11 protein-coding genes are annotated in these 13866 nt (G+C 59.3%); 2 read left to right on the plus strand and 9 right to left on the minus strand.

What is annotated here, in order from left to right; all coding sequences use genetic code 11:
* Together ACVCAM_RS04170 and ACVCAM_RS04175 are read left to right on the plus strand one after the other, a co-directional pair.
* Complete coding sequence (locus ACVCAM_RS04170; RefSeq protein WP_025910851.1) at nucleotides 1-2982, plus strand: virulence factor SrfB; 2982 nt, start codon at nucleotides 1-3, stop codon at nucleotides 2980-2982.
* Nucleotides 2979-5156 (plus strand): virulence factor SrfC family protein, encoded by a 2178-nt coding sequence (locus tag ACVCAM_RS04175; RefSeq protein WP_407223399.1) that lies wholly within the window; start codon nucleotides 2979-2981, stop codon nucleotides 5154-5156. Before ACVCAM_RS04170 ends, ACVCAM_RS04175 begins: the two co-directional genes overlap by 4 nt.
* A 70-nt stretch (nucleotides 5157-5226) precedes the next feature.
* On the opposite strand, the gene ACVCAM_RS04180 is transcribed toward ACVCAM_RS04175, so the two are convergent.
* From ACVCAM_RS04180 to ymcF, 9 genes are all read right to left on the minus strand, one after another.
* Nucleotides 5227-5982, minus strand: a complete 756-nt coding sequence (locus ACVCAM_RS04180) for an alpha/beta fold hydrolase (RefSeq protein ID WP_025910847.1) — start codon at nucleotides 5980-5982, stop codon at nucleotides 5227-5229.
* A gap of 86 nt (nucleotides 5983-6068) precedes the next feature.
* Nucleotides 6069-6242 carry a GhoT/OrtT family toxin gene (locus tag ACVCAM_RS04185; protein ID WP_013096478.1) on the minus strand — a complete coding sequence of 58 codons (174 nt, stop codon included), beginning with the start codon at nucleotides 6240-6242 and terminating at the stop codon, nucleotides 6069-6071.
* A gap of 182 nt (nucleotides 6243-6424) precedes the next feature.
* Nucleotides 6425-7849: an aminobutyraldehyde dehydrogenase gene (patD, locus tag ACVCAM_RS04190; protein WP_021240249.1), complete on the minus strand. Its 1425-nt coding sequence runs from the start codon at nucleotides 7847-7849 to the stop codon at nucleotides 6425-6427.
* Nucleotides 7850-7873: 24 nt separating this feature from the next.
* On the minus strand, nucleotides 7874-8680 hold the full coding sequence (locus ACVCAM_RS04195) for an ABC transporter permease (protein ID WP_407223401.1): 807 nt from the start codon (nucleotides 8678-8680) through the stop codon (nucleotides 7874-7876).
* The gene (locus tag ACVCAM_RS04200) at nucleotides 8670-9614 is read right to left on the minus strand and encodes an ABC transporter permease (protein WP_407223402.1); all 945 of its coding nucleotides are present in this window, start codon (nucleotides 9612-9614) and stop codon (nucleotides 8670-8672) included. Before ACVCAM_RS04200 ends, ACVCAM_RS04195 begins: the two co-directional genes overlap by 11 nt.
* A gap of 1 nt (nucleotide 9615) precedes the next feature.
* Entirely contained in the window at nucleotides 9616-10629 is a 1014-nt protein-coding gene (locus ACVCAM_RS04205; RefSeq protein WP_023344245.1) for an ABC transporter ATP-binding protein, read from the minus strand.
* Between the two features lie 17 nt (nucleotides 10630-10646).
* Nucleotides 10647-11792: a putative ABC transporter substrate-binding protein YdcS gene (gene ydcS, locus ACVCAM_RS04210; protein ID WP_407223403.1), complete on the minus strand. Its 1146-nt coding sequence runs from the start codon at nucleotides 11790-11792 to the stop codon at nucleotides 10647-10649.
* Between the two features lie 271 nt (nucleotides 11793-12063).
* Nucleotides 12064-13473 (minus strand): aminotransferase-like domain-containing protein, encoded by a 1410-nt coding sequence (locus ACVCAM_RS04215; RefSeq protein WP_021240253.1) that lies wholly within the window; start codon nucleotides 13471-13473, stop codon nucleotides 12064-12066.
* Nucleotides 13474-13555: 82 nt separating this feature from the next.
* Entirely contained in the window at nucleotides 13556-13744 is a 189-nt protein-coding gene (ymcF, locus tag ACVCAM_RS04220) for a cold shock small protein YmcF (protein ID WP_008501286.1), read from the minus strand.
* Nucleotides 13745-13866 lie beyond the last annotated feature (122 nt).

Below are 13866 nucleotides of genomic sequence, written 5' to 3' on the forward strand. Positions count from 1 at the left end.
ATGCTGGTAAATCTTTGCGACTATAAACAAAGCGTCACGCTTATTGCCAACAGCGGCGTGCAGTTCCTCGATTTCGGTCTGACGCCGCAGGACTCCGCCAGCAACGGGCGCTTCGTACGTAAAACCGCGAACGGCCCGCTGTTGCGCCTCGATTTCGACCTGGTCAACGGTCGCTATACCCTGCCGGGCATGAACGGCGGCCAGCCTGAAGTGGTCAAGCCGGAAACCACTATCCCGCTGCATCAGTCGCTGACGGTACTGGATGGCGTCTGGCTTCCGGTTCCTTTCCTGCGCTTCAACCCGCCGCGGACGTTTGTGGAAGGGCCGGATAACTGGGCCCGCGTTCAGGTGCGCAAGCTTGAGACCCCCGACACGGCAGGCAATACCCACCGCGTGACCCTCGCGCTTGACAGCCAGATTGCCGACCATGCCACGTCCGCGCTCTCTCCGGTGGAAAACGATATTCTGAACGGCACCCGCTTCGCGCTGGCCTGGCGCGATAACGAGGTAGACAGCTTCCTCGATCAGACCTGGATTGACGGCTGGCTGCGCGAGGCGTTTACCCAGTATGCCGACGGCGTTGAGAACCGCTCTGAACGCGACCTGCAGCAGGCGATGCGCAGCTTTGAGTATCAGGCCCACTGGCTCAACCTGCTGACCATGCTCGGTGAACAGCTCACCGTGCCGGAAGTGAAATTTGTCACCCATACGCTCAGCACGCCTGCCATTCCGGTCGACCTGATCCTCGACGTGGGCAATACCCACACCTGCGGCGTCATTATTGAAGACCACGGCGATGCCAACGATGGGCTGCGCCAGACCGCCGAGCTGCAGGTCCGCTCGCTCAGCGAGCCGCAGTTCCTGAACGAACCGCTGTTCACCAGCCGTCTCGAGTTTTCGGAAGCGCGTTTTGGCAAGCAGCACTTCTCGGTGGAAAGCGGTCGCGAAGATGCCTTTGTCTGGCCGTCGATTGTCCGCGTCGGTGATGAAGCCCGCAAGCTGGCGATGCAGCGTCTGGGCACCGAGGGCAACAGCGGTATCTCCAGCCCGCGTCGCTACCTGTGGGATGAAACCCCGGTCGTGCAGGACTGGCGCTTTAGCCAGATGAACAGCAAGACCCAGCGTGAACCGCTTGCCACCGCGTTCCCGCTGATGAACCTGATGAACGATGACGGCGAGCCGCTCTTCACGCTGCCGCAGGACGAGCGCCTGCCGGTCTTCTCGCCGCAATACAGCCGCAGCACCCTGATGACCCATATGCTGTGCGAGCTGCTGGCACAGGCGCTGGGGCAGATCAACAGCGTCGCCACGCGCCTGCGCCTGGGCTTCCCTGCCTCGCCGCGCCAGTTGCGCACGCTGATCCTGACGCTGCCCTCCGCCATGCCAAAGCAGGAGCGCGAGATCTTCCGTCGCCGCATGTTTGAAGCCATCGCGATTGTCTGGAAAGCGATGGGATGGCACCCGCAGGATGAGGATTTTGTCACCCGCAAACAGCAGGAAAAAAGCGTGGTGCCGGTACCTGAAATCCAGATGGAGTGGGATGAAGCCAGCTGCGGTCAGCTGGTCTGGCTGTATAACGAAGCCATCTCCCGCTTTGGCGGCCAGACCGAAGCCTTCTTCGCCTCCCTTGCCCGTCCGGACCGTGAGCCTGAGCCGGGCAGCCAGCCGGGACGGGCGTTACGCGTCGCGTCCATCGACATCGGCGGCGGCACAACGGATATGGCGATCACCCATTACCAGCTGGACGACGGTTCCGGCAATAACGTCAAAATCACCCCGCAGCTGCTGTTCCGCGAAGGGTTTAAGGTCGCGGGCGACGATACGCTTCTGGACGTGATTCAGCGCTACGTGTTGCCCGCTCTGCAAACGCAGCTGCAGAAATCCGGTATCGCGGATGCCTCGCTGCTGATGGCCTCGCTGTTCGGTGACTCCGGGCGCATTGATACCCAGGCCGTACTGCGCCAGCAGACGGCGCTGCAGCTGTTTATGCCGCTTGGCCATGCGATTCTTGCCGGGTGGGAGTCCAGCGACGTTGACGATCCGCTGGCTGGTCTGCACGCCACCTTTGGCGATCTCCTGCCGCAGAAGCCGACCCGCAACGTGATGAACTATCTGCAGCAGGCGATCGACCATGCCCTGCCTGCGGGTTCTGACGCTTTTGACCTCTTCGCCGTGCCGCTGCACGTCAATTTCCGCGAAATGCAGGATGCGATGCTGGCCGGGCAGTTTACGCTGGCCTCCCCGCTCCACGCGGTGTGTGAGGCGATCTCCCATTATAGCTGCGACATTCTGCTGATCACCGGACGCCCGGGCTGCCTGCCTGGCGTTCAGGCGCTGATTCGCCACCTGCAGCCGGTGCCGGTCAACCGCATCGTCTGGCTGGATAAATACCAGGTGCATGAGTGGTATCCGTTCAGCCAGCAGGGGCGCATTGGCAACCCGAAATCGACCGCTGCCGTGGGGGCCATGCTCTGCAGCCTGGCGCTTGACCTGCGTCTGCCGCGCTTCAACTTTAAGGCCGCGGACATTGGCGCGTATTCCACCGTGCGCTATCTGGGCGTGCTGGATAACACCGTCAATACCCTGCGCGAGGAAAACGTCTGGTATCAGGATATCGATCTCGATAAACCCGGCGCGAAGCTTGACGCGCGTCTGCACTTCCCGCTGCGCGGTAACGTCACCCTCGGCTTCCGCCAGCTGGCGAACGCGCGCTGGCCGGCCACGCCGCTCTACACGCTCAGCATTAACTCGGCCGAACTGGCAAAAGCGATTGCCGGCGACGGCGTGCTGAACGTGCGGCTCAAACTCTGCGGCGGCAGCAAGCATGAAGGCCCGGAGGCCTTCGAGCTGAGCGATGCCTGGTTGCAGGACGGCACGCCGGTGGCGCCTGACGCCTTAACCTTCAAACTGAATACCCTGGCCGACCGCCGACACAGCGGCAGCCACTACTGGATCGACAGCGGGAGCGTATACCTGAAATGACAGCGACGACCACCACCACTCAGGCCTTAATCGGGTGGATCAACGAGACGCGCCTGAACGCCCCCGTGCTGGATAACGATGCCGACGCCCTGCTTGCCCGCATCAACGCGGCGCAGGCGCGCGAGCAGGCCATTGAACGCGCCATGACCCGCCAGAGCAGCATCGGGCTTTACGGCCATTCGCAGAGCGCGAAAGCGCACCTGCTGTTGTCGCTGTGCGGCAGCGGCAATGGACGCCTGAACGTGACGCCAGGCCAGCGCACCTTTGACTATTTTTCGCATATCAATCCGGGACATGCCCTGACCAACATGGCCGTCCGCTTCACCGGGGAAACCCCGGAAGCGCTTGACGAGGCGTTTCCGCTGCGCCTGAGTCTGGTCACCGAGGCCGAGCTGGTGCAGCTGTTTATTGCCCGCACGACGCTGCACCCGCAGATGCGCGCGGTGGATAAGGCGGTCATCGAAACCCGCCTGGAGAAATGGCGCGGTCTGCGCCAGCCGCAGAACGTGCCCGGCATCACGGCGCAGGACGTGGGGGCGATTGCCCGCTTCTGGCAGAGCACGGTACCCGCCGCGAAACAGCAAATTGATGATGCCCTGTGGCACGAGTTCGCCCAACTGGTGCCTTCGCTCGATCTCAGCACCCGCGCCAGCGTCTGGTCGCTGCTGTGGGGCGAGCAGCAGGAACTGACCCAGCAGTGGTTAAATCTGGCCCATGTGCTGCACCAGACCAGCCATGCCAGCGAGATTGCGGCCCCCCTTAGCCTGCTGGTGGACAGCTTCGGGCTGCCTAGCGAAGGGTTCCTGACGCACGACGGCTCGGTAGCGCTGCAGAATACGCAAGAGACGCTTCTCCATCCGCTGAACAACGGTGAGATGCTGAACGCCATCAGCCTCCCCGTCGATGTGCTGGCCTTCCTGACCCGCGAGCTGGTACTTCCGGTTGAGAACGGCGCGCTGGATAATGTCGATATCATTGATATCCCGGTGTTTGAAGACCGCCATGCCGATCCGCTACGCCAGGCAAAATCCCAGTGGCTGCTTGAGCACTACCGTCAACAGCTCCAGCCGGATGTGCTGGTCATCTGCAACGCGACGGCGCAGCACGAACAGACGGCCAAAAAAGCAAAAGTGTTAATGAACTGGGTCAGGGAGACGCAGCCTGCGGAAGAATCTGCCCTGCCGGGTCTGGTATGGGCGATCACCCCGCACGACGCTCGCTTTACCACCCGGCAGAATCTCGATGAAGCCGTACAGCATCTGCTCGGGAAGCCCGGCCTGCGCTGGGGCACGCTGCAGGCTCTGGACAGCCACAGCATGCAGCGCGTCATTGAGTGGCTGTCTCAGGCCACGCTGCCCGCGCAGCGACAGAAGCGTCTCGGCACGCTCAAAAACGCGCTGCGTCTGGAGCTCTCGGCGATGATGCAAAGCTACCTGGCACCGCTGGTTGAGGAGCCAGGTATCCGACGCACTCAGGCAGAAAACATGGTGCGCACGCTGCAAAGCAGTGCCGCCCGCCACGGCGAGCTGCTTGAAGGCCTGCTGCCGCCGCTGAAGGCCTTTGAAACGCTATTGGCCGTTCAGCAGCCGCGCGAGGAGCAGGTTAACGGGCTATTTACGGATACCATTGACCTGTTTGCCGAGAACGCCCAGGAAAGCGCAGGTCTGTACCAGACCAAAGACAAAGCGCGCCTGGCGCACAAAGTCTGGATAAATCATCTGCGCCAGTGGAGCCGCAACGAGGCGACAGCCGCCCGTCTTGGGCTGGATCCTGCGGTATTGCAGCAAATTGCGGATGTGCTGGTGGTCACCAGCTACCGGCTGGATCTGCCTCAGCAGCTGCAGCGAATTGTCGAAGCGGATAAGAGTAGCGCTGCGCAACTGCATGCCGTGATGGGCAATTTCATTGGCTGGCTGGGTTACGACAAGACGCCCGTGGCGACGCGCCCGGCAAGCCGCATCCGCAAGGGGCAGGCCATCTTCGTCACCCCGGTGGTGAGCAGCGCCGAGCCCCGCCTGACGCGTCTGGGTGAACAGCCGGTCCATGCGGCTACCGCGTACGTTTACGACTGGCTAGTCGCACTCTATAGCCGCGCGATCGAGAACATTGATTACCATCACCCGCATGATGTTCAGCCTGACGCTCGTCAGGCACTACGTGCTTTAATAATGTAGCCGCCTTCTTGCCGGGTGGCGCTGCGCTTACCCGGCCTACATTTCGCCACGATGATAAATTGCACAATAATCACATCGTCATACACCCGGCTAATGCCTGCGCCAGCGCAGAGGGGTTTTCCCACGACATAGAGTGCCCCGCCGCAGGGATAATTTTTACCTCAACGCCTTTCTGTTGCAGATTTTCCACATCGTCATCCGGCAGAGAGAGCTCGCCAAAAATCAACGTTACCGGGCAAGGAAGTGACAGAAACTGCGCTTCCCATTCCGGTTCAACGCCGGCCACCAGGCTGGATGCACCGCGCCAGACGGCATAAGCCGCATTGCTCTGCAGGCACCCTGCCCACGCCGTTTTTTCTGCGCTGAGCATGGCGTCATAACCCTGCTCCAGAAACTGTTGCTCGCTTTGCGCCGCGATTGACCGGCTGAACATCCCCCCACCCGCGTGAAAATTGGGTTCTGACACCATCAGTCCCTTCACGCGCGTAGCCAGCAGCCCCGCCGTTTCGATAGCAATACTGCCGCCCATGCTGTGGCCGTATAACCAGAAGGAATCCAGTTTAAGATGGTCAATCAGCTCCGCCACAACGTGCGCCTGGTCGGTGGTTTTATAGCTGTAGTGCTCAGGCTTATCGCTGTAGCCGCTGCCGGGCAAGTCGATGAGAATCGCTCTGCGCGCGCCAAAAAGCGGGTCACAAACGACGCGGGGATATTCATAGGAAGCGGCGCAGCCCAGCCCGTGAATGAACACCACGGGATCGCCGGAGCCGGGCAAGTCGTGCCAGCGCACGGTGCAACCGGCCTGTTGCGAGTAAAAACTGTTCATAAGCACTCCTTTTACGATGCACTGTGTATTTATACAGTTATCACATCAGGAATGCTATGTTCATCTTTTAAAACTGGAAGCGTGCTTCAGAAAAGCGAGACCAGCAGCGCAACGGGAAAGCTCATTGGCCAGGTTGACCCCACCAGGAAAGCGCTCAGCAGGCGGATACGTTTGCGGTCTTTTGAGAGGAACCAGGTGATTAACGCGCAGATGGAAGCCATGATTGCGTAAAAAACCAACATCTTTTGATACAACGTCATTCTGTATACCAGAGCCGAAAAAATAACCGCACGCAATATGCGTCATATGTTGACACAGATCAAGTTTTTTCGTTACAGAATAACCACTTAAAAATTATGGCTAATAACAATTGAGTATCTTACGTAACACATCTGGCGGGCAAAGAGAACGCCTGACCGCGCAAGCGGCCAGGCTAAGCGGATCAGTGTTTGATCATGACATGCCGGACAACCGTATAATCCTCAAGCCCGTAGACCGACATATCTTTCCCGTAGCCCGATAATTTCATGCCGCCGTGCGGCATTTCGCTCACCAGCATAAAATGGGTATTCACCCAGGTGCAGCCGTACTGCAGGCGCGCGCTCAGGCGATGGGCGCGCCCCACGTCTTTGGTCCAGACCGATGACGCCAGGCCGTATTGCGAGTCGTTTGCCCAGGCCAGCACCTGCGCCTCGTCATCAAACTCGGTGACGCTCACCACCGGGCCAAACACCTCGCGCTGAACGATGGCGTCGTCCTGTTTTGCTCCCGCCAGCAGGGTTGGCTGGAAGTAGTAGCCCGCCCCCTCTTTTTTGCTCCCGCCGGTGACAACCCGGATATGGCCGAGCGCTTTCGCCTCATCGACGGCCTGACAGACGCGTGACAGATGGGCGGCCGAGCTGAGCGGTCCCAGTTCGGTAGAGGTGTCTTCCGGCGCCCCCATTTTAAGGCTGGCAACCGCGGCGCCCAGCTTTTCAACCAGTTGGGCATAAATTCCCTTCTGGGCATAAATGCGGCAGGCTGCCGTACAGTCCTGCCCGGCATTGTAGAAGCCAAACGTCCGCACCCCTTCGACCACCGCATCCAGATCGGCATCATCAAACACGATCACCGGCGCTTTGCCGCCCAGCTCCATATGGGTGCGTTTAATCGAGGACGCCGTATGGCCGATGATATGTTCCCCGGTCGCAATCGAACCGGTCAGCGAAACCATGCGGACCTTCTCGTGCCCGGTGAGCGGGTCGCCGACCGTTTTCCCGCGACCAAACAGCACGTTCAGAACGCCCGCTGGGAAGATATCTTTTGCCAGCTCTGCCAGCTTCAGCGCGGTCAGGGGCGTGATCTCAGAGGGCTTTATCACCACGCAGTTCCCTGCCGCCAGCGCGGGGGCCAGCTTCCAGGCTGCCATCATCAGCGGGTAGTTCCACGGCGCGATAGAGGCCACCACGCCCACCGGATCGCGGCGAATCATCGACGTGTGACCGTCAAGGTACTCGCCCGCTGCCAGACCGTTCAGGCAGCGGGCGGCCCCGGCAAAGAAACGGAAAACGTCGACCACCGCAGGAATTTCATCCCCCAGCGCGCAGTGCAGCGGCTTGCCGCAGTTGAGGGACTCGAGCCGGGCAAACGCCTCACCGTGCGCTTCAATCGCATCCGCCAGCTTCAGCAGGCACTCGGCGCGGGTTTTCGGCGTCGTTTGTCCCCACGCCGCAAAAGCACGGTCAGCCGCCAGCACCGCCGCGTCGACCTGGGCCGCTGACGCCTCAGCAATTTCCAGCAATACCTCTCCAGTGGCCGGGTTATAAACCGGCTGTTTTTCACCCTCTCCGGCAACCAGCTCACCGTTTATCAGCAGATGTTTTTGCATAGCATTTTCCTGTTGAAATCACTGTTATTTCCCGCTGCCGGCAATGTTTTCGCCTTCGCGGGTTAGCCACCAGGCTCCCAGAATGGGGAGAGTTGTCACCAGCATCACCAGCAGAGCCACGACGTTGGTGACGGGCACGTCGCGCGGACGCCCGAGCTGATTGAGCAACCACAGCGGTAACGTGCGCTCGTGTCCCGCCGTAAACGTTGTGACGATGATCTCGTCAAACGACAGGGCAAACGCCAGCATTCCCCCGGCCAGCAGCGCGGAACCCAGATTGGGCAGCACCACATAGCGGAAGGTTTGCCACCCGTCAGCCCCGAGATCCATTGACGCTTCCACCAGGCTCCAGGAGGTGCGTCTGAACCGGGCAATCACGTTGTTAAACACCACCACCACACAGAAGGTGGCGTGTCCGACCACGATGGTGAAAAACCCCGGCTCCAGGTTAATCGTTTTGAAAGCCGTCAGCAGCGCCAGGCCGGTGATGATCCCCGGTAACGCAATCGGTAACAGCAGCAGCAGAGAGATCGCATTCTTGCCAAAAAACGCGCTTCGCCACAGCGCTGCTGCAGCAAGCGTGCCAAGCACAAGGGCTATAGCGGTAGAAAGCGCGGCAATCTGAAGTGACAACGTCACGGATTCAATGATATCGCCGCGCCCCGCCGCCACGCTAAACCACTTCAGCGTCAGCCCCTGCGGCGGAAAGCTGAAGGCGGCGTCCTCGGTGTTGAAGGCATAGGTCGCGATGATCAGCAGCGGGAAGTGCAGGAAGATGACGCCTCCCCACGCTGCCACTTTCAGGAACAGCGGTGCGCGTTCAGAGTGCATCGAATGCTCCCAGACGTTTCACGAACGCCAGATAAAGAGAAATCAGCACGATGGGAACCAGCGTGAACGCGGCGGCCATCGGCATATTGCCGATAGCGCCCTGCTGGGAGTAGACCATGTTACCAATGAAGTAGCCCGGCGGGCCGACCAGCTGAGGAACGATGAAATCCCCCAGCGTCAGGGAAAACGTAAAGATTGACCCCGCCGCAATGCCCGGAATGGCCAGCGGCAGAACGACATAGCGGAACGTCTGCCGGGGACGCGCGCCGAGGTCGGCTGAGGCCTGCAGCAGCGAGGCCGGAAGGCGTTCCAGCGCCGCCTGGACGGGCAGGATCATAAACGGCAGCCAGATGTACACGAAGACCAGAAACCGTCCCAGCCCGGAGGTGGACAAAGTGTTGCCGCCAATTGCCGGGAGCGTCAGGATTGATGTCAGAATCGGCTCCAGGCCGAGATGGCTGAGAAACCACTGGGCCACACCGTCCTTCGCCAGCAGCAGCGTCCAGGCGTAGGCTTTAACGATATAGCTCGCCCACATTGGCAGCATCACGGCGATATAGTAAAACGCTTTCCACTTGCCGCTGGTGTATCGCGCCATGTACCAGGCCATCGGGAACGCAAGGATGGCGCTGGCAATGGTCACCGCAATCGCCATCGTTAACGTGCGCAGGATGATGTCGTAGTTTGCCGGGTTGAAGAGCGCCTGAATGTTCGCCAGCGTGAGATCCGGCGTGACCGCCATGGTGAAATCGTCAAAGGTGTAAAACCCCTGCCACAGCAGCGTCAGCAGCGATCCTAAATAGACGATGCCAAACCACATCAGCGGCGCAAGCAGAAGCAGGAACAGACCGAGCGACGGCTTTCGCCAGAACAGGGCCGTCATGCGGCTCAGACGGCCGCGCGGGGCGGGAGGATGCGCAACGCTCATATCCATTTCACCTCTCCTCGTGAAGGCGGATCATCGCCTCGCGCGACCATGACGCCATGACCGCCTGCCCCGGCGCAATGCCGCTCAGCGGCGAGGCGTCACTGAAGTTAGCCTGGCTCACCAGCAGTTTGGCGCCATCGGCGAGCTTCAGCTCCAGACGCGTGGCAGCCCCCTGATACTGAACGGCCTGCACGACGCCCTGAACCTGAACGTCACCCTGTTCATTAAGGCGAATATGTTCAGGGCGCAGGGAAAAGGTGCCCTCCATCCCGCAAAGCGTCTGCGCAAGGCCCGCATCAAAAACGTTGGAGGTGCCGACAAATCCGGCGACAAACGGCGTGCGCGGACGCATGTAAAGATCGCGTGGGGTATCCACCTGCTCGATACGCCCGTTATTGAACACCGCCACCCGGTCCGACATGGAAAGGGCCTCGCCCTGATCGTGGGTGACGAAAATAAAGGTGATGCCGAGTTCCTGCTGAAGTTTCTTCAGCTCGAACTGCATCTGTTCCCGCAGCTTGAGATCGAGCGCCCCTAAAGGCTCGTCCAGCAGCAGGACGCGCGGTTCGTTTACCAGCGCGCGGGCGATGGCGACACGCTGACGCTGGCCGCCGGAAAGTTGCGAAGGTTTGCGGGCGATGGCAAAGCTCAGGCCCACTTTTTCCAGGGCATCACGGGCCTGGGCATGGCGTTTTTTCTTGTCGACGCCTTTGACCATCAGCCCGTAGGCAACATTGTCGAGGATCGACATATGCGGGAACAGCGCGTAGTCCTGAAACACGGTGTTCACGTCCCGCTCCCAGGGGGGCAGTTCGCTCGCCTCTTTGCCGAAGATGGAAATCGTCCCGCCTGACAGCTGTTCAAAACCGGCGATCAGACGCAGGCAGGTGGTTTTGCCGGAGCCCGAAGGCCCCAGCATGGAGAAAAACTCTCCGTCGCGGATCGCAATGGTGACCCCATCCACCGCCCGGACGTCGCCGTACAGACGGGAAACATTGTTAAACTCGACTGCGTACGTCATGTTCTGCTCCCGGGCAATTAACGACCACCCATGATGGCGATGTAATCCTGCGTCCAGCGGCTGTAAGGGACAAATTTGCCGCCTTCTGCGATGGGGGTTTTCCAGAACATGATTTTGTCGAACTCATTATAACCGTTTGTTTCGCAGCCTTTATCGCCCAGCAGCGTGCTGGCTTTACACCCTTCCGGCACCACGGGCAGGGAGCCAAACCATGCGGCCAGATCGCCCTGCACTTTCGGCGTCAGCGACCAGTTCATCCATTTGTAGGCGCACATCGGGTGTTTAGCCTGCGCGTGCAGCATGGTGGTGTCCGCCCAGCCTGTCACCCCCTCTTTCGGGAAGACGGTGGCAATGGGCTGGTTCTCGGCCTTCAGGGCATTCGCCTGATACGGCCAGGCGCTGGAGGCCACCACGCCCTCGTTTTTGAAATCGCTCATCTGGACGGTGGTGTCATGCCAGTAGCGGTGGATCAGCGCATGCTGGTCGCGCAGCACTTTCAGCACGGCGGCATACTGTGCTTCGGTGAGCTGGTAAGGGTCTTTGATACCCAACTGCGGCTGGGTCGCTTTGACGAACAGCGCCGCATCGGCGATATAAATCGGGCCGTCATAGGCCTGCACGCGTCCCTGATTGGTTTTACCGTCCGGCAGATCCTGTTTGGTAAAGACGACGCTCCAGCTGTCCGGCGGCGTCGGGAAGGTTTTGGTGTTGTACATCAGCAGGTTTGGCCCCCACTGGTACGGCGTGCCGTAGACTTTACCGCCGACGTTAAACCATTCCCCTTTCACAATCCGCTCGTCGAGGGTTTTCCAGTTGGGGATAAGATCGGGGTTAATCGGCCGGACGCGTTTGCCCATGATCAGCCGCAGGGAGGCATCGCCTGAGGCGGTCACCAGGTCATATCCCCCTTTCGCCATCAGGCTGACCATTTCATCCGACGTGGCCGCCGTTTTGACGTTAACCGCACACCCGGTCTCTTTTTCAAACTGGGTGACCCAGTCGTAGTTTTTATCCGTCTGCCCCCGCTCGATGTATCCCGGCCAGGCGATAATATCCAGTCGACCTTCCCCGTCGCCAATGGCCTTTGGTGGTTCTGCGGCTTGCGCTGTCATGATAGTCATGCCGAGCGCGCACAGGCTGCTGCGGGCAAATTTTTTGCTCATAAGAGTTACTCCTGTCGCAATGAAATTTAGCGGCAGCCGTGCCGTAAAAATATCTCCCTTATTAAACGTAGACCGCGCAAATGCGCCGCACCGTTCGGCTTCAGGAAATTTCATCAAGGTGTGACCGAGGGCGCATTCCCCGTTAACTGGATTATAGACAAGGGGTTAGGCGCGAGAGACGGTATGCAGATTTCCTATGACGGGTCACCGCGAAATAGTCGCAGCGCCGTCATCAGGATAAGAATTGATTATTTAAATAACGGAGAAAGGATTATTCCAGCATCGTGCTAATTAATTTTCCTAACTGAATGACCGCCTGCTCTTCCCGCTCTCCCCAGGCCCAGGAGGTATTAAAACGAAAGAACGGCGTCCACGCGTCAGAGGTGGAAAACATTTTTCCGGGAGCAATGCTGATGTGGTGCGTTAAGGCCTTTTCGCTCAGCAGCCCCGCATCCAGCTGTGCCGGCAGTTCCAGCCATAAAAAGTAGCCGCTGTCGTTATGGTGAATTTTAACGCCTGCAGGCATATGGCGAAGAAGTGACTGCCAGGCCTGCTGCTTTCGCTCGGCCAGCGTACGCCGCAGGCGGCGCAGGTGGGCGTCGTAGCGTTTGGTCGCCAGGTAATCCACCAGCGCCAGCTGCATGGGAGAACTGGTTGAAAGCGTGCTCATCAGCTGCAGCTGCTGAATGCGCCGCGCGTGTTTTCCTGCCGCCACCCAGCCGATGCGAAAACCGGCCACCAGACATTTTGAAAAGGACGAGCAGTGTAGCGTCATGTCCTGACGATCCCACGCTTTCGCCGGAAGCGGCTTTTCACGTCCAAAATAGAGCTCGCTGTAGACGTCATCTTCAATCAGCGGGACGTTGTGCTGGGTTAACAGGGCGACAAGCTGGGCTTTTTTCTCCGCGCTCAGCGTGAAGCCGAGCGGGTTTTGGCTGTTAGTCATGATCCAGCAGGCTTTAACCGGGTACTCATTCAGCGCCTGCTCTAAGGCATTGAGATCGATCCCCTCGCGAACGTCCGTCGCAATCGACAACGCTTTGAGCTTCAGGCGTTCCAGCGCCTGCAGCGCACCGTAAAAACAGGGGTTTTCGACAATCACCCAGTCACCCGGCTCGGTTACCGCCTGAAGGCTAAGATTCAGCGCTTCGAGCGCGCCTGCGGTGATCACGATCTCTTCCGGGGAGATGTTCATCCCCTGCTGCGCGTAGCGGCGGGCAATGGCGTGGCGGAGATCGACGTTTCCCGGCGGCAGGTTCTCAATCACGCTCATCGCCGTCGCGGTTTTGCTGACGTTTGCCAGCGAACGGTTGAGCTGCTGAAGCGGGAAAAGCCTGGGGTCGGGAAATGCGGAAGCAAAAGGAACAACGGACGGGTCGCGGCTGGCCTGTAAGACGTCGAAGATGTAGGTATTGATATCCACCGCTTCGTCACGCATCACCTGAGCGGGTGGCGCAGGCTGTTGTGCGGTCGGGCGCGAGGCAACGTAATAGCCCGACTGCGGTCTGGCGACAATGCGCCCCTGACTTTCCAGCATCTGATACGCGTGGCCAACGGTCATAAAACTCATGCCGCTGCTTGCCACCTGCTCTCGCAGGGAAGGCAGCTTATCGCCCGGCAGCCATACGCCAAGCTCAATCTGCGAGATAATTTGTTGCGCCAGACGCTGGTATTTTTTCATCAGATTCTCCTTAAGACCGACAGTGTATATCAGCAGGAGAAAAAGAGAAGATTTAGCGAACTGTTATAGTCTGGAAGATGAATTACTTACGGTATTCGGTCACGTGGCTCTGAGCGGAACGCGCGGCGGCCAGGTGGTCGAGCGTGATCATCGACGATTTGCAAAAAATGCATTTCGCGCCAAACGGGTTTTTCTCAGACACATCAAAGGCTGAGGTACGGTACTGCGAGCCATGACAGCATGGGCAGCGAAAATGAATATATGAAGTCATAGGTTTCTCCTGAAACGTAAAAACGTAAATTACTAATGGGCCGATTGGGCATAATGGTTTTAAACAAAACGAATCGGAATGTAGATAAAGACCCAAGAGAGGCTGCGGAGAGGCACAACGTG

The sequence above is a fragment of the Enterobacter sp. CFEC122 genome, from assembly GCF_052983755.1.